Source organism: Streptomyces sp. NPDC058877 (assembly GCF_042742855.1).
Taxonomy (GTDB): domain Bacteria; phylum Actinomycetota; class Actinomycetes; order Streptomycetales; family Streptomycetaceae; genus Streptomyces.
On sequence record NZ_JBHYMF010000006.1, the window covers coordinates 68,322 to 84,665 of the forward strand.

Genomic DNA, 16,344 nt, shown 5'->3' on the forward strand with positions numbered 1-16,344 from the left:
GCCGGTCACCGTGCGTACGTCGAGTGAACCAGCAGGATGTTCCTGGGGCCGTCGCGCCGGCCCCGCCGACGGCGGCCGATCACGGTCGGCTACGGTCGGGTGCATGGAGACCATCCTGCGACCCGTCGTCGTGATCGGCGGCTCGGTCGTGCTCGCCCTGCTCGCCGGGTGGCTGCTCGACCTGCTGCTGCGCCGTGCCGACTCCCGACACGACGAGACCCCGCTGTGGGGTCTGCTGCGTCATTGCCGGGTGCCCTTCCAGCTCGTGCTCTGCTCGGGGCTGCTGCTCAGCTTCCACAAGCAGGCCGAGTTGTTCGGCGCCTACTCCGACGGGATCAGACAGACCCTGCTCCTCGCCGTGATCGCCAGCATGGCCTGGCTGCTGGTGCGGATCTCGGCGGCGGTGGTGGAGACCGCCTTCGCCCGCTATGCGGCGGTTGCCGAGGACCCGGCCCGGGTTCGCCGGGTCCGCACCCAGGTCACCCTGATCCAGCGGGTGGTCACGGCGGCCGTGGTGGTCGTGGCGATCGCTGCGATGCTGCTGACCTTCCCGGCGATGCGGGCGGTCGGCGCCTCGATGTTGGCCTCGGCCGGCATCGTGGGCATCGTCGCCGGCATCGCGGCACAGTCCACCCTGGGCAACCTGTTCGCGGGCCTCCAGATCGCCTTCGGCGACACCGTGCGGATCGGGGACACCGTGGTGGTGGACGGAGAATGGGGCAAGGTCGAGGAGATCACCCTGACCTTCCTGGCGGTCCGCACCTGGGACGAGCGCCGCGTCACCATGCCGGTCTCGTACTTCACCGGCAAGCCCTTCGAGAACTGGTCCTGTGGCGGCACGGAGATCACCGGTGCCGTCTATTTGCACCTGGACCACTCGGCGCCGATAGAACTGCTGCGCGAACACCTCCTGGAGTTCCTGCGCGCGCACCCCGCCTGGGACGGCCGGCGGGCCAGTCTGTTGGTGACGGGCACCAGCCCGACCACCATCGAGGTGCGGGCCCTGGTCACCGCCAAGGACTCCGACGACGTGTGGACCCTGCGGTGCGCGGTGCGCGAGGAACTGATCGCCTGGCTGTGCGCGGAACACCCGTACGCCCTTCCGCGCGTGGCCACCGGGCCCTCGGCGAGTCCGCCCTGGGCGGCGCGGTCCGGTACCGGCGCGCCGGTACCAGGAGCCGCCCGCGCAGCGGAGGCCGGCCGACGTGCCCCTCGGGAGTCAGCACCGTTGGAGACCCCTGAGTTCCCGGACTCTCCCGAGGCGGGGAGCGCCCCGGACGGAGCGGGGGGTGGAACCTCTTGACCCGCTCCTTGCCCTGAAGGCGCGGAACATCAAGACCGTCTCATGGGCGGCCGACCAGGTGGCCGACGGCTGGCCGCCCGCACCCCCGACGATCCCGAGGGTCGCGTCGAGGGCGTGGACGGTCCATCCGAACAGCCCCCGGGAAGTGCGGGACGTCCTGGACGGGTGCGGGGCGGCGACGGCCGAGGCGCGGCTTACCGGGCGTCGGAGTTCGGGCAGGCTGAGGGGCCGGGTCATGGACTTCACCCGACCCGCCGTGCACTGCTCCGGCCGCGCGCCGCTCCCTCGGGCCGGTCGCTGTACCGGCGCATGAGCCGTGACCCGCTCCCATGTCCCGAGCGGGCAGTTCTTCGGTTTCCATGAAAATGGCGCAAAAGCCTTTGGGCGTGGGGTGGAGCTGTTGCTCAGGAGGACTGTTCCCCGCCCGCGCGGGAAGCTCTCCGAAATCCCGCTGCACCCCCGAGGCCCGTCTGGTCGCGGAGCTGGTGACTGCTGGGGGCGCGGGGTGCAGCTGCGGGCGGTCAGACCAGGAACTCTGACAGTTGGCGGTTGAGCTCGGCCGGCATCTCGGTGGGCATGGAGTGGTGCGAGGCGTCCGCTAGCGTGGCGAGGGTTGCGTTCGGCAGGAGTCGACGGGCACCGGTGGCAACGCGGCGCACGTCGTGCGCCCGGCTGCGCTCGGCCAGCAACACCAGGGTCGGGACGGTGCAGGACCGCAGGGCTCCTGCTGCGGGGCGGCGCATGGCGAGGACCTTCGACCGTCGGGCGGAGACGGTGGCACTCAAGAAGTCCCGCCACAGGGAATCTCGGGGAGCGGCTCCGGTTTCCCACAGGAGGAAAGCGCGTTGGCGCTCCTCGGTGTGGCTCAGCACCATGGGTGCCGCGCGCAGCAGGTAGCGCGGGCTCATGCCGGCGAAACAGTTGGTGGGATCGAGCAAGGCGAGCCTGCTGACCCGGTGTGGAGCGTGCAGTGCGTAGTTCAATGCGATCCACGCGCCGTAGGAGTGTCCGCACACGTGGGCCGCTGCGAGCTCCAAGGCGTCGAGGAGCGCGTCCAGCCAGGCCATCAGGTCCGAGGTGCGGCGTAGCGGTGCCCCGTCATGCACGCTGCGTCCGATGTCGCCCATCAGGTCGACCGCGTGCACGCGGTGGGAGCGGCTGAGGGCTTCGACGTTGGCGAACCACACCGCCGAAGTGGTACCGCCACCGGGAAGCAGGAGGAGCGGAGCGGCTCCCTCTGGTCCGGAGAGATGGACCCGTGTGGTGCCGTAGGCGGAGGGGACGTCGATGCTTCGCGTCCCCGTGGGCCACCGGCGCAGCACGGCGTCGTACGCGGCGTAGAAGGCCGTCTCGCCATCCATGACTCCTCCGTGAAATCATCTCGACTGCCGACTCTCTCGTTCATCGAGACAATAGTGGAGAGAACACATGGACGACCAAGACCCCGCACTCCAACTGGTCCATCTGTTGCGGGCCGTCACGGTCGAACTCAACCTCTTCGGCGCCGAGTTTGCCGGCAGTAACGGCTTGCACGCCACGGACGTGCGCGCACTGATCCACCTACTGGACGCCGAGCGGGACGGCTCCGCCGCCACGCCGAGCCGACTCGGCAGACAGCTGGGGTTGAATTCGGCCTCCACCACCGCGTTGATCGACCGACTGGAACGGCTGGGCCTCGTTCACCGTGAACGGGACAGCTGCGACCGTCGCCGGGTTCTGCTGGTCGTGGAGGACAAAGCCATGGACTTGGGCCGGTCGTTCTTCGGGCTGCTGATCGGCAACATGGTCGCGGCCATGCGCTCTTTCGAGGATGCGGAGCTGGCCACGGTACGGCGTTTCCTGGTGGAGATGCGTGACGTCGCCGCTGCCGGAAGACGAGCCCAAGGGGGCGGCGCCGCCTGACCGCAAGCCGGCCAGCACCAGAGCGAGCCGCTGGGTCCTGGTGTGATCGCGGTGTCAACCCATTCCTGCGGCAGCGCGATGCGCATGCACGCGGACCTTGTAGGCGGCGGTGAACCAGGCGTCGGGGTCGGTCGCGCAGTCGCGGACCACCCGGCCGTCGGGCACGAGGAGTGGACGGGACCTTGGCGGCTCCCGGGGAGCCGGATTGGTGCCCGGGGTGAGATGTCGGCCAGGGGAGGAACTTGCCGGAGTCGAAACCGGGGCCTCGGGGGTCGCTGGCAAGGGTGCCGTCCAGGCCCTCGATGGGGCTGCGGCCGCACTCCGGGTCAGGTTCGCTCCCCTTGGGCCGGCAGCCTTCGGACAGTCGCTCACGCGCCCGCCAGTGGCATCGGAGAAATGGCCCTGACCTGGTGTTTTCCTGGGATCTATCTAACCTGGGAGGTTCTGCTCGACATCATCGGAGGGGACATCGTGGGCGAGGAAGACACCAGGTACGACGCCAGCCACATCCAGGTGTTGGAGGGGTGGGAAGTTGTTCGGAAGCGGCCGGGGATGTACGTCGGCTCGACGGGTGAGCGCGGCCTGCGGCAGATGGTGTTCGGGGTCGCGGACCGGGCCGTGAACGAGGTTCTGGCTGGCCGTGCCGTCTCCGTCGACATCACCCTGACGCCCGACGGCGGTGTGCGTGTCGCCGACGACGGGCCGGGCGTTCCCCTCGGCGAGACGGAGGGCGCCGGCGGTCCGGGGCTGGAAGCCCTGCTCACCCACATGTACGCCGGAGCGGGGATCGCAGGCCGCCACGACGTGACGATCGGCTTCTGTGGAGTGGGGCCCTCCGTCGTCAATGCCCTGTCGCGCCGGATGACGGCCGAGGTACGGCGCGAAGGAGTTCGATGGGTCCAGGAGTACGTGCGCGGCGAGGCCACCACCCCGCTCACCAAGGTGGGGAGGGCGACCGGAAGCGGGACCACCATTACCTTCTGGCCCGACGCCGACATCTTCGGAGCCACGGAGCTCTCGTTCGACGGACTGGAGGAGCGGTTCAGAGAACTGGCCTTCCTGAACCGGGGCCTGGAAATCTCCCTGACCGACCTGCGCCGCCCAGATGAGCCCCGCTCGGCGCGGCTCCGCTTCCCGGGCGGGACGAGGGACTTCGTCGACTACCTCGACGGCCACACAGCGGCGTCCGCCCCCGTGGACGCCATCGCCTTCGAGTGCGAGGACCCTCGCATGGGAGGCGTGATGGAGGTGGCCTTCCGCTGGTGCAGCTGCCCTGATGAGCGGGTGCAGAGCTTCGTCAACAGCCGGCCCACCGTCGGTGGCACGCACGCGATGGGCTTTTGCGACGGTCTGGCGGCCGCAGTCACCTCGTACGCGCGGGAGCAGGGACTGCTGACGCCCAGGGACCCCGACTTCGGCGCCGACCGGATCGGCGCGGGCCTGACGGCGGTCGTGTCGGTGAAGCTGGACCGCCCCGAATTCGAGGACTCCACGCGCGGCGTGCTGGGCAACTCCGAAGTACGCGAATGCGTCGGACGGGCCGTCCGGGACCACCTCGGCAGGTGGCTGAAGGAAGACCGGGAGCGGGCCGCAGCCGTCATCGACCAGATCGCCCAAGATACCCGCCGGCACTGACCGACAACGCCCCGCCCTGCCGGTCCAAAAGAACGAGACCGGCAGGGCGTCAGCAGGATGCAGGCGCTGGATCGGAGTTCGGAGCGGCCGTCCACCTGCACGTGCGGACTTGGGGCCACTCTCACAAGTGTTCATCTGTGAGAGTTCTGCGAGAGCCCCAGGGGGCCGCGTTTTTGCAGGTTGCCATTCACAAACGCCCGCTCGAAACCCGCGTGCTGTGCGAGGCACTCCTGAGAGGCTGTCCGCTCCTGCTGGACCCTCGAAAGCTTCTGCGCCACCGACCTCATGCGGCACGTCATGATCGGCAGCACCGCAGCTGCCGCCGACTGCCACATCGACTCCGACCGCCTCGCCGACAACCACACCATGCAGCCTTGGACCGACTGAACCCTGGTCGTCGGCCGCAAGCCCGACGCGCACACAGCTACCCCCAGCCCCGACCCCCGGCACGCACCGCTCCCCGCGGTGCTGTCCGCCCTGCCCGAGGAGGACGGACAGCACGGAGTCACCGTGCCCGGGAACCGGCCGGCCGAACGATCCAGGTCAGGCAGGTGGGTCAGGCGCCGGAGTCCCGCAGAACACCTGAAGCACCGGGTAGTTCCTCGGGTCTGCGGGCTGTTCCCGCGAGAGGCAGGACATGCCGGTTGGCGCAGCGGACGGGGTGCTGATGGTCGACCTCCCAGTCCCGTTCCGGACCGGGCGCGGCGGTACTCGTGACATACAGCGGCGTGCGGCAGGCATTGCACCAGTAGTGCGACCGGCCCATCACAGCAGCCGCCCTGATCGGGAGGGGGCGCCGCCGTCATCGAAGCGGTCGGATGCGTACAGTGCGGGAGCGACGGTAGGAGCGGGGCAAGAGCGTTTCGTGTTCATGATCGCTGAAACGATCCGGCACGGCGGTCGTCACTGCCTTTCCCCCGCGGAGTCGACCAGACCGTTCCTCGGCGCTCTCATGGCCCCTGACCGAGTCATTGCGAACCGCGTCGGTCCAGTGGCCCCGCCTTGAGATCACTCCCCAATGGGACGGGCCTGATGTTCCTCGCCTTGAGCTACACCAAGCTCGACTTGAAGAGCGTTTTGTCCTGGCAGGGGTGTTTGGTATCGTCGGATCGTTTGAGGAGTTCTGCCGATGCGGGGGGCTTGGTCTGGGCAGTTGGTGTCATCGTCAGGTGAGAGGATCACGAGATGCCTCTGCCTCAGCCCGATGATCTGACCTCGCTGGTCCTGCGTACCGACTTCGGTGACGAGGGGGCCTGGGACTCGGTTCGAGTCGCACTTGACGCGGCTGACGAGTACCCCCATGCCACATGTGTCAGCGAGCTTCGCTTCGCCGACATGGGGGTCCAGGCGTTGATGGCTGAAGAGGTTGCTGCGGACGAAGACGAGCAGATCGTTTACATGTTTCTGGCGGACGCAGTCACGATGAAGAATTCGGATTACCCGCTCCTGGCCGTAGATCTCTCAGACGAGCCCGGGCGAACGTTCAGGGTCCCCGCTCGGTGGTTTCCTGACATCTCGGCCAACCTCGGCATCGCCGACATGGACTTTGCGGAGTTCGCCGATGCCGCTGATGGATCAGGGACCTTCACGCAGGCCCGGGACCGACAGCGACAGGAGGGCGCCGCTCTTCCAGGGCCCCGGTGCCGTGACACCCGCCAGGGCACCGCGGCAGGCTCGGACCTCAGCCGGTCCAGGCCCAGTCGGCGATCTCGGGCATGTCGGTGCCGTGTTCGCGGATCCACGCGTCGTGGCGGGTGCGGACGTCAGCCATCTGCTGGCGTACACCCGCGGCACGGACCGAAAGGCCGGGGACGCGGTCGATGACGTCCATGACCAGGCGGTAGCGGTCGAGGTCGTTGCGCAGGACCATGTCGAAGGGCGTGGTGGTGGTGCCGATCTCCTTGTAGCCGCGGACGTGCAGGAACGGGTGGCCTGCCCGGCGGTAGGTGAGGCGGTGGATGAGCCACGGGTACCCGTGGTAGGCGAAGACGACCGGCTTGTCGCGGGTGAAGATCGCGTCGTACTCGCTGTCGGGCATGCCGTGCGGGTGTTCTTCGGCGGGCATCAGCCGGGCGATGTCGACCACGTTGACCACACGGACGGCCAGGTGCGGCAGGTGACGGCGCAGCAGATCGACCGCGGCCAGCACCTCCATGGTGGGCACGTCACCGGCGCAGGCCAGGACGACGTCCGGTTCACCGGTGCCGTCCTCGGTGCCGGCCCAATCCCAGATGCCCAGCCCGCGGGCGCAGTGCGTCCGGGCTTCGTCCAGCGAGAGCCAGTCGAAGCACGGCTGCTTGCCGGCGACGACGACGTTGACGTAGTTCCTCGAACGCAGGACGTGGTCGGCAGTGGTGAGCAGGGTGTTGGTGTCCGGGGGGAAGTAGACGCGGACGGCCTCCGGGCTCTTGTTGAGGACGTGGTCGACGAAGCCGGGATCCTGGTGGGAGAAGCCGTTGTGGTCCTGCCGCCACACGTGTGAGGTGAGCAGGTAGTTCAGCGACGGGATCGGGGCCCTCCAAGGGAGGCTGCGGGTGGTGCGCAGCCATTTGATGTGCTGGTTGACCATGGAGTCGACGATGTGGACGAACGCCTCGTAGCAGGAGAACAGGCCGTGCCGCCCTGTCAGGTTGTAGCCTTCGAGCCAGCCCTGACAGGTGTGCTCGGAGAGGATCTCCATCACCCGACCGTCGCCGGTCAGGTGCTCGTCGACCGGGAGGGTCTCGGCCTGCCACGCCTTGCCGGTTGCGCCGTAGACGGCCTGGAGCCGGTTGGAGGCGGTCTCGTCCGGTCCGACCAGACGGAAGTCGCGCCGTTCGGCGGTGTCGGCCATGACCTGCTCCAGCAGACCGCCCAACACCCGGGTGGGCTCGTGCGCCGTCGCACCGGGCTTGTCCACCGCGACGGCGTACTTCTCCAGTGGCGGGATGGGCAGCTGGCGGGTGAGCAGGCCGCCGTTGGCGTGTGGGTTGGAGCCCAGTCGGCGCGTACCGGACGGGATCTGCGCGAGCACCTGGGGCCGCGGTCGGCCGTGTTCGTCGAAGAGTTCCTCGGGCCGGTACGAGCGTAGCCACGCTTCCAGTTGGGCGAGGTGCTCCGGACTGGAGCGGACCTGGTCCAGCGGGACCTGGTGGGCGCGCCAGGTGCCTTCCACCGGCAGGCCGTCTACCTCGTGCGGTCCGGTCCAGCCCTTGGGAGTGCGCAGCACGATCAGCGGCCAGCGGTGGCGACGCGGTGTCCTGCCCGCCTGCCGGGCGGCACGCTGGACGGCTTCGATCCGGTCCACCGCCGCGTCCATGGCGGCAGCCATGGCCCGGTGCACCTCGGCCGGGTCGTCACCGGTGACGTGCAGCGGCTCGTGTCCGTAGCCGCGCAGCAGTTCGTCCAGCTCGTCCTGGGGGATGCGGGCGAGTACCGTCGGGTTGGCGATTTTGTAGCCGTTCAGGTGCAGGATCGGCAGCACCGCGCCGTCGTGGACGGGGTCGAGGAACTTGTTCGAATGCCAGGACGCGGCCAGTGGCCCGGTCTCTGCCTCACCGTCACCGATCACGCACGCCACCAGCAGGTTGGGATTGTCCAGCGCGGCGCCGTAGGCGTGCGAGAGGGAGTAGCCCAGTTCGCCGCCCTCGTGGATGGAACCGGGGGTCTCGGGGGCCACGTGGCTGGGGACCCCGCCGGGGAAGGAGAACTGCCTGAAGAGCCGGGCCATGCCCGGCTCGTCGCGGGTGACGTCGGGATAGGTCTCGGTGTAGCTGCCCTCCAGCCATGAGCCGGCCAGCACGGCCGGGCCCCCGTGGCCGGGGCCCCAGACGCAGATCGCGTCCAGGTCGCGGGCCTTGATCACCCGGTTGAGGTGCGCGTGGACGAGGTTCAGGCCCGGTGAGGTGCCCCAGTGGCCGAGCAGGCGCGGCTTGATGTGTTCCGGTCGTAGCGGCTCACGCAACAGCGGGTTGGCCATGAGGTAGATCTGCCCAGCCGCAAGGTAGTTGGCCGCCCGCCAGTAGGCGTCCAACCGCCGGATCTCCTCGTCGGAAGGAGCGGCCGGGGCGCGCCCCTCCGTCGGGGTGGGGTCGTGGGACATCGAGACTCCTTTGCTCGCAGGCTTCGTCGACCGTCGCTCCCGTTCAGGGTTCTCCGTCGTCTCCGGCACGCACCAGGGGCGTGCGTGCCGTCCATAGGGGTCCAACGGCCCTGTCGGGCCCACCGGAACGCCTGCGGCAGGGACCTGCTCACCGCACACGGGCCTCTCGGCCCTCAGGAAGACGTCCGCCTGGGAGCGGCGCTGAGGACGCGCCGCGGAGGGAATGGGGGTGGATCGCCACGGGGCTCTTCGGTCTGGCCGACCATAGGGGCAAGACCACCCTCGCCCAGGCACGACTCCGCTTCCTCGACCCGCCCGAGGGCACGGTGACCCCGGCGGACGATCACGTCGGTAGCACGATGTGCCCCACGGAGCGCGGTCGTCGGCGCCCGTCGTGACGTCTCCGCGGCCCCGTCACTGCCCGGTCCGCCGCAGTACGGCTCATGCATGCGCAGCGGCGCCATCCCAACACCGGGCCCGTCCCCACGACACCCGCGAGCACGTCCGGGCATCACGGGAGGACCGCCCCAACCGGCATCGGGTTCCGCGCGCGCGACGTGGCAGAGCGGCTGACGGTGCGTTTCCTCCGGGCCGCCGGAGCACGCGCAGGGCCCTCCGGCTCCGGCCGCAGGGACCATCGGGGTCACGCACGGGACATGCGGCTACTGACCGTAGCGCCCGAGGCCCAGCAGGATCGGCCACGGATCGACTCGCCCGTAGCGACCTGCACAAGGAGTACCAGTCATGCCCAGAACCACAGGGGGCGGCAAGGGGGCCGCGCGCACGACGGCGCTCGGCCTTCCCGCCGCCTCCGCGCTCGTGATCGGCAGCATCATCGGCACCGGAGTGTTCGCGCTGCCGTCCGCCCTTGCCCCGTACGGGCCGGTCTCCCTCGTCGCGTTCGGTGCCGTGACCCTCGGAGCGCTCGCGCTGGCACTGACGTTCGGCGCACTGGCGAGGCGCGTACCGGCCAGCGGCGGTCCGTACGTCTACGCCCGCGAGGCGTTCGGTGAGTTCGCCGGGTTCCTCAACGCCTGGTCGTACTGGATCACCGCGTGGGCCGGCAACGCGGCGATCGTGGTGGCCTGGGTCGGCTACGTCGAGGTGTTCGTCAACACCGGTCACCAGAAGTGGATCTCGGTGCTCCTGGCGCTGGTCGGGCTCTGGATTCCCGCCGCGGTCAACCTCACCGGCGTCCGGAACACGGGAGCGTTCCAGGTGATCACGACCGTGCTGAAGTTCGTGCCGCTGGTCTTCATGGCCACGGTGGGGCTGCTGTTCGTCGACCCGGACAACTTCGGTCCGTTCAACGCCAGCGGTCAGTCGGTGCTGGGCGCGATCTCGGCCGCGGGTGCCATCGCCCTGTTCAGCTACCTGGGCCTGGAGGCCGCCTCGGTGGTGGCCGGCCGGGTCCGTGAGCCGGGCCGGAACGTGCCGCGCGCCACCGTCTACGGCACACTCGTGTGCGCCGTCATCTACATCCTGGGCACCCTCGCCGTCTTCGGCACCGTCTCCCACGGCAAGCTCGGCGGCTCGACCGCGCCGTTCAGCGACGCCGCGAACAACGTCTTCGGTGGCACCTGGGCCGGAGACGCCGTCGCCGTCGCCGCGATCGTCTCCGGTATCGGGGCGCTGAACGGCTGGACGATGCTGTGCGCCGAGATGCCGTACGCCGCCGCCCGCGACGGCCTGTTCCCACGTGCCTTCGCTCGGCTGCGCGGCGACAAGGACGTTCCGGCCTTCGGCATCGTCGTCTCGACCGTGCTCGCCTCGCTGACCACCGTGTTCAGCTACACACGCTTCGAGGACGTCTTCACCAAGATCGTGCTGCTGAGCGTGGTCACCGCCGTGATCCCCTATCTGTTCTCCGCCGCCGCCCAGCTGTACTGGCTGCTCGTGCGTGGCCGGGACGGCCTCAGCCCGCGCCGGCTCGCCCGTGACGCCACCGTCGCCGCGCTCGCGCTGGTCTTCTCGTACTGGTCGGTCCAGGGCAGTGGCTATCAGACCGTCTACTACGGCCTGTTCGTGTTGCTGCTCGGTGTCCCGGTCTACGTCTGGCTCAAGCGCGGCCAGGGCGTCTACGGCGAGGCAGCCATGACGAAGGCGGACACGGCCCCGGCCCGGCGGCAGCCGGTGTCCGAGGCACCTGTGCGGGATCCGCAGGAGCGTGCGCCGGAGACGCCCGCGTCGGCCCGGCAGCCCTTCTGCGGCCCGCGTACGGACCGCGCCGGCGGACCGCGCAAGTGGCCCGGCCTGCGCCACCACGACTGACATCCGCATCGAGCGCAAAGGAACTCCTTGAGGTGAACACCTTCCACGTCGACTCCGAGGTCGGCCCGCTGCGCCAGGTGATCCTGCACCGCCCCGGCCTCGAACTCTCCCGGCTCACCCCGCGCAACGTCGACGCCCTGCTCTTCGACGACATCCTGTGGGCCAAGCGCGCCCGTGAGGAGCACGACGCCTTCGCCCAGGTGCTGCGCGACCACGGGACCCGCGTCCATTACTTCGCCGACCTGTTCGCCCGGACCCTGGACGTCCCCGAGGGCCGCCACTGGCTCCTGGACCGGCTCGTCACCCCGGCCACCGTCGGCCCTGCTCTCGTCGACCCGGTGCGCGAACTGTGCGCCGGACTCGACGGGGAGACGCTCGCCAGCCACCTGATCGGCGGAATGCTCAAGAGCGACCTGCCGCTCGCCACCCCCGACAGCCTGGTGTGGAACACGCTCGGCGGCGACGACTTCGCGCTCACGCCGCTGCCCAACCACCTCTTCCCACGCGACAACTCATGCTGGATCTATGACCAGGTGTCGGTCAACCCGATGGCCAAACCCGCCCGGCGCCGCGAGAGCCTGCACGCGGAGGCCATCTACCGCTTCCACCCGATGTTCGCCGGGGTGGCACCCGCCCCCTTGCTGGACGGACCTGCCGGCACTCTCGAAGGCGGGGACGTCCATGTCCTCGGCAACGGCGCGGTCATGGTCGGCATGGGTGAGCGCACCACCGCGCAGGCCGTGGAGAACCTGGCCGCCCGCCTCTTCACGGCGGGTACGGCGCACCGGCTGATCGCGGTCCAGCTGCCCCCGGCCCGCGCCTACATGCACCTGGACACCGTGCTGACGATGGTCGATCGCGACGCATTCGTCATCTACCCCGGCCTCGCCGACTCCCTGCGCTCGTGGACGCTCACGCCCGGCGCCGAGCGCGGGACCGGCTTCGGCGTCACCCCGAACTCCGACCTGGCGACCGCTCTCGCCGAGGCCCTCGACCTCGACAAGGTCCGCATGCTGTCCGCGCCCCAAGACATCCGGAGCGCCGAGCGCGAGCAGTGGGACGACGGCAGCAACTTCCTGGCCCTCGCCCCCGGAGTGGTCGTCGGCTACGAGCGCAACGTCGCCACCAACACCTACCTGCGCAAGCAGGGCATCGAGATCGTCACCATCGCCGGCGCCGAACTCGGCCGAGGCCGGGGCGGCCCGCGCTGCATGAGCTGCCCCGTCGAACGCGGCCCCGCTGCCTGATCCCACGTGCCCCAGCTGCCCGACCCGACAAGGGGAATTCCATGAACGTCTCCCTGCGAGGCCGCTCCTACCTGAGCGAACTCGACTTCACCGCCAACGAGATCCATCACCTCCTGGACCTTGCCGCCGGCCTCAAGCGGGCCAGACACACCAGGACCGAACGGCCCCGACTCACAGGCAAGAACATCGCCCTGGTGTTCGAGAAGACCTCCACTCGCACCCGTTGTGCCTTCGAGGTCGCGGCCAAGGACCAGGGTGCCGCCACCACCTACCTCGGCCCCGGTGACAGCCACATCGGTCACAAGGAGTCCATCGCCGACACCGCCCGCGTCCTGGGCCGCATGTTCGACGGCATCGAGTACCGGGGCTCCGCCCAGACGATCGTCACCGAACTCGCCGCCCACTCCGGCGTCCCGGTCTACAACGGGCTGACCGACACCACCCACCCCACCCAGAGCCTCTGCGACGTCTTCACCATGCACGAGCACAGCGTCAAGCCGCTCACCGACATCAGCTACTGCTACCTGGGCGACGCCCGCAACAACATGGGCAACTCCCTGCTCTCCATGGGTGCGCTGCTCGGCATGGACGTCCGCATCGTCGCCCCCGAGGCGCTGTGGCCGCAGCCCGAACTGGTCACCGCCTGCCGGGCGCTCGCCGGTGCCAGCGGGGCCCGGATCACCCTTACCGAGGACGTCGAGACCGCCGTACGCGGCGCGGACTTCCTGCACACCGACGTCTGGGTCTCCATGGGGGAACCCGCCGACACCTGGCGCGAACGCATCGAGCTGCTGCTGCCGTACCGGGTCAACGACAAGACGCTCGCCCTCACCGGCAACCAGGACGTGAAGTTCATGCACTGCCTGCCGTCCCTCCACGACCGGCGCACCCGGCTCGGCCAGGACCTCTTCGACACCTACGGCCTGGACGGACTCGAGGTCACCGACGAGGTGTTCTCCTCGGCCGCCTCGATCGTCTTCGACCAGGCGGAGAACCGGCTGCACACCATCAAGGCCGTGCTCGTCGCCACCTTGGAGGACTGAGCCGTGCGCATCGTCGTCGCTCTCGGCGGCAACGCCCTGCTGCACCGGGGCGACCGCCCCGACGCGGCTGTCCAACAGGCCAACGTCGACCGCACCGCCACCGGCCTTGCCGCCCTCGCCCGAGAACACGAACTCGTCATCACCCACGGCAACGGCCCGCAGGTCGGCCTGCTCGCCATGGAGAGCGAGGCCGACCCCGCCCTGAGCGCCCCCTACCCGCTGGATCTGCTCGGCGCGCAGACACAGGGCATGATCGGCTCGCTACTCACCCGCGCCATGCACGATGCCCTGCCGGGGCAGCGGATCGCCGCCCTGGTCACGCACACCCTCGTCAGGGCCGACGATCCCGCCTTCGCCCGGCCGACGAAGTTCGTCGGCCAGGTTTACTCCCGGCAACTGGCCGAGGAGCTGGCCCGCAAGCGGGGCTGGCGCATCGCCCTGGACACCACCGGATGGCGGCGCGTCGTCGCCTCCCCGGCACCGGAGCGGATCCTGGAGACCGAAACCGTCCGCGAGCTGCTCAGCGGAGGGACACTGGTGATCTGCGGCGGAGGGGGAGGCGTCCCCGTCACCGCCGACCGCGACACCGGCGCGCTGTCCGGCGTGGAGGCCGTCATCGACAAGGACCTCACCGCGGCCTTGCTCGCCGAGGACCTCAAGGCGGACTTCCTGCTCATCCTCACCGACGTCCCCTACGTCTACCAGGGCTACGGCACCCCGGACCAGCGCCCCCTGCTCGACGCCACGCCCCAGGAGCTGCGGAGCGGCGGTTTCCCGGCCGGCTCCATGGGCCCCAAGACCGAGGCGGCTGCCCGTTTCGTCGAGCAGACCGGTGGCCTGGCGGCGATCGGTGCCCTGGACGCGGCCCACGAGATGGTCCACGGCAGGTCGGGCACGCTGGTGAGGCCGGACCTCGCAGGCTGAGACACATGGGTCGCCTGCCCGCCGCGCCACCAACCGGCCCCGGAAGCAGGGACGTTCAGCCCCATGGAGGAAGACCTTCGGCCTCCGGCGTGACGGCACGCGTCCGACGAGAGTGACACCTGTCGAAGAAGACCCTCACCCACCCCCGAAAAGGATCCACACCATGGCCGTGCACGAGCACTCTCACCGCGGGCCGGGCTTCCACCTGTCGGCCCTCCGCCGCCGGGTCGCGCCCGTCTCCGCCGCGCCGACGCGCGTCGACACGCACACCGCACAGGCGTACGCCCTCGCCTCGCTGCGGATCCTGACCGGGTTCGTCTTCCTGTGGGCGTTCCTGGACAAGACCTTCGGTCTCGGCTACGCGACCGCGTCCGGCAAGGGCTGGATCGACGGCGGGTCGCCGACGAAGGGATTCCTCAGCTCCGTCGCCGCCGGGCCGATGGAGTCGACGTTCCACGCGTGGGCCGGACACGCCTGGACGGACTGGTTGTTCATGCTGGGCCTGTTCGGCATCGGCGCGGCCCTCATGGCCGGTGTGGCGCTGCGACCGGCCGCGGGGGCAGGCGCGGTGATGATGGCGCTGATGTGGATCGCGGAGTGGCCGCCGGCCAGACATCTGTCGGACGGTTCGCCGAGCATGTCGACGAACCCCTTCGCCGACTACCACGTGATCTACGCTGCCGCGCTGATCGCCCTGGCCGCCGCGGGCACCGGCGCCACCTGGGGCCTCGGCCGACTGTGGGCGCGGTTGCCGGTCGTCCGCGACCACACCTGGCTGCGCTGACCCGCCGCAGCACCCCAGGTCGTTGTGCCGACCTGCGCGAGGGGCCCTGGCTTCCGCCGGCGGCCCCACCCCCGCAGGACCCCCGCACACGACATCGGAATCGGGTCTCCCGATTCAGGAGGAGGAACCATGACCGACACCATCGCCGTGGGCTTCGACGGCTCGCTCGAGAGCCGCACCGCCGCGGAATGGGCGGCCCGCGAGGCGAAGCTGCGCGGACTGTCGGTCAAGCTCGCCCAGGTCTGGGACCCGGTGCCGGAACCCATGGCACAGGCCCCTGTCCTGGGCGCCGAAACACACCAGCACTGGACCGAGCAGGTCCTCCGCGAAGCCTCCGAGAACCTGCGGCAGCACCACCCCGGAGTCGAGGTGACCACCGAACAGCTCAGCGGTTCGCCCGCCCAGGCCCTGGCCGACACGGCGAAGGACGCCGACATGCTCGTCCTCGGCTCCCGCGGCCTGGCCCGGATCGGGGGCTTCCTGGTCGGCTCCGTCGGCCTGTCCACCCTGGCGCACACCGACCGGCCGGTCGTCGTGGTGCGCGCTGCCGGACAGCCGACCGACCAGCCCGAGGCGGACCCGGCAGACACACCCTCCGGGGCGGCGCAGCCCCGCCCGGTCCTGCTCGGACTGGACACCAGCCATCCGAACGACGCACCGATCGACTTCGCCTTCGGCGCCGCTGCGCTCCGCGGCGTGCCGCTGCGGGTGACGCACGGCTGGTATCCGCCCTTTTGCTACGCCTACGGCGCGGCCCCCGAACCCGCGGTCATCGAGAGGGTGGCGCAGGGCGACGCCGCCACCCTGACCGAGGTGATCGGTCCCTGGCAGCGAAAGCACCCGGACGTCGAGGTCGTCACGGAGTCCCACTGCTCCAGCCCCTCGCTCCTGCTGATCGAGGGCTCCAGGGACGCGTCCCTGGTCGTCGTGGGCCGGCGCATCCGCCACTCCTCCCTCGGCTCTCACATCGGATCCGTCACCCATGCCGTCCTGCACCACGCAGCCGCCCCCGTCGCCGTCGTCGCACACGACTGACGCCACAGTCCAAGGAGAGAACTTCCCAATGCCGTTGTCAAGCCGGTGTCGTGACCGGTGGTGTGGCTTGGTAGTACGCTCCGTCTCGGATCATGGCCCACAGGACGTTGGCCCTGCGG

Annotated in this window: 11 protein-coding genes and 1 pseudogene; 10 read left to right on the forward strand and 2 right to left on the reverse strand. The window is 69.9% G+C overall.

What is annotated here, in order from left to right; translation table 11 throughout:
• Window positions 1-103 precede the first annotated feature (103 nt).
• Window positions 104-1,303 carry a mechanosensitive ion channel family protein gene (locus ACFW2Y_RS02960; protein WP_384872593.1) on the forward strand — a complete coding sequence of 400 codons (1,200 nt, stop codon included), beginning with the start codon at window positions 104-106 and terminating at the stop codon, window positions 1,301-1,303.
• Window positions 1,304-1,824: 521 nt separating this feature from the next.
• On the opposite strand, the gene ACFW2Y_RS02965 is transcribed toward ACFW2Y_RS02960, so the two are convergent.
• Entirely contained in the window at window positions 1,825-2,664 is an 840-nt protein-coding gene (locus ACFW2Y_RS02965) for an alpha/beta fold hydrolase (protein ID WP_384872596.1), read from the reverse strand.
• 67 nt (window positions 2,665-2,731) lie between these two features.
• Here ACFW2Y_RS02965 and ACFW2Y_RS02970 point away from each other — a divergent pair, with 67 nt between their 5' ends.
• The 3 genes and pseudogenes from ACFW2Y_RS02970 to ACFW2Y_RS02980 all read left to right on the forward strand — a co-directional run.
• Window positions 2,732-3,205 (forward strand): MarR family winged helix-turn-helix transcriptional regulator, encoded by a 474-nt coding sequence (locus ACFW2Y_RS02970; protein WP_384872599.1) that lies wholly within the window; start codon window positions 2,732-2,734, stop codon window positions 3,203-3,205.
• Between the two features lie 396 nt (window positions 3,206-3,601).
• Complete coding sequence (locus ACFW2Y_RS02975) at window positions 3,602-4,840, forward strand: ATP-binding protein (RefSeq protein WP_384872602.1); 1,239 nt, start codon at window positions 3,602-3,604, stop codon at window positions 4,838-4,840.
• A gap of 1,185 nt (window positions 4,841-6,025) precedes the next feature.
• A pseudogene (locus ACFW2Y_RS02980) lies at window positions 6,026-6,418 on the forward strand (DUF6924 domain-containing protein); the annotation flags it as partial.
• A gap of 103 nt (window positions 6,419-6,521) precedes the next feature.
• Here the strand turns inward: ACFW2Y_RS02980 and ACFW2Y_RS02985 are convergent.
• Entirely contained in the window at window positions 6,522-8,921 is a 2,400-nt protein-coding gene (locus tag ACFW2Y_RS02985) for a phosphoketolase (RefSeq protein ID WP_384872604.1), read from the reverse strand.
• 819 nt (window positions 8,922-9,740) lie between these two features.
• Between ACFW2Y_RS02985 and ACFW2Y_RS02990 the strand changes: the two genes are divergently transcribed.
• The 6 genes from ACFW2Y_RS02990 to ACFW2Y_RS03015 all read left to right on the forward strand — a co-directional run bounded on the left by ACFW2Y_RS02990 (window position 9,741) and on the right by ACFW2Y_RS03015 (window position 16,225).
• Window positions 9,741-11,192: an APC family permease gene (locus ACFW2Y_RS02990; RefSeq protein ID WP_384872630.1), complete on the forward strand. Its 1,452-nt coding sequence runs from the start codon at window positions 9,741-9,743 to the stop codon at window positions 11,190-11,192.
• Between the two features lie 32 nt (window positions 11,193-11,224).
• The gene (locus ACFW2Y_RS02995; protein WP_384872607.1) at window positions 11,225-12,439 is read left to right on the forward strand and encodes an arginine deiminase; all 1,215 of its coding nucleotides are present in this window, start codon (window positions 11,225-11,227) and stop codon (window positions 12,437-12,439) included.
• A gap of 41 nt (window positions 12,440-12,480) precedes the next feature.
• The gene (gene argF, locus ACFW2Y_RS03000; protein WP_384872610.1) at window positions 12,481-13,482 is read left to right on the forward strand and encodes an ornithine carbamoyltransferase; all 1,002 of its coding nucleotides are present in this window, start codon (window positions 12,481-12,483) and stop codon (window positions 13,480-13,482) included.
• A 3-nt stretch (window positions 13,483-13,485) separates the two neighbouring features.
• A complete protein-coding gene (locus tag ACFW2Y_RS03005) occupies window positions 13,486-14,406 on the forward strand; it encodes a carbamate kinase (RefSeq protein ID WP_384872613.1) in 921 nt (306 codons plus the stop codon).
• Window positions 14,407-14,569: 163 nt separating this feature from the next.
• Entirely contained in the window at window positions 14,570-15,190 is a 621-nt protein-coding gene (locus ACFW2Y_RS03010; protein WP_384872615.1) for a hypothetical protein, read from the forward strand.
• A gap of 129 nt (window positions 15,191-15,319) precedes the next feature.
• On the forward strand, window positions 15,320-16,225 hold the full coding sequence (locus ACFW2Y_RS03015) for a universal stress protein (RefSeq protein ID WP_384872618.1): 906 nt from the start codon (window positions 15,320-15,322) through the stop codon (window positions 16,223-16,225).
• The last annotated feature ends 119 nt before the right edge of the window (window positions 16,226-16,344 follow it).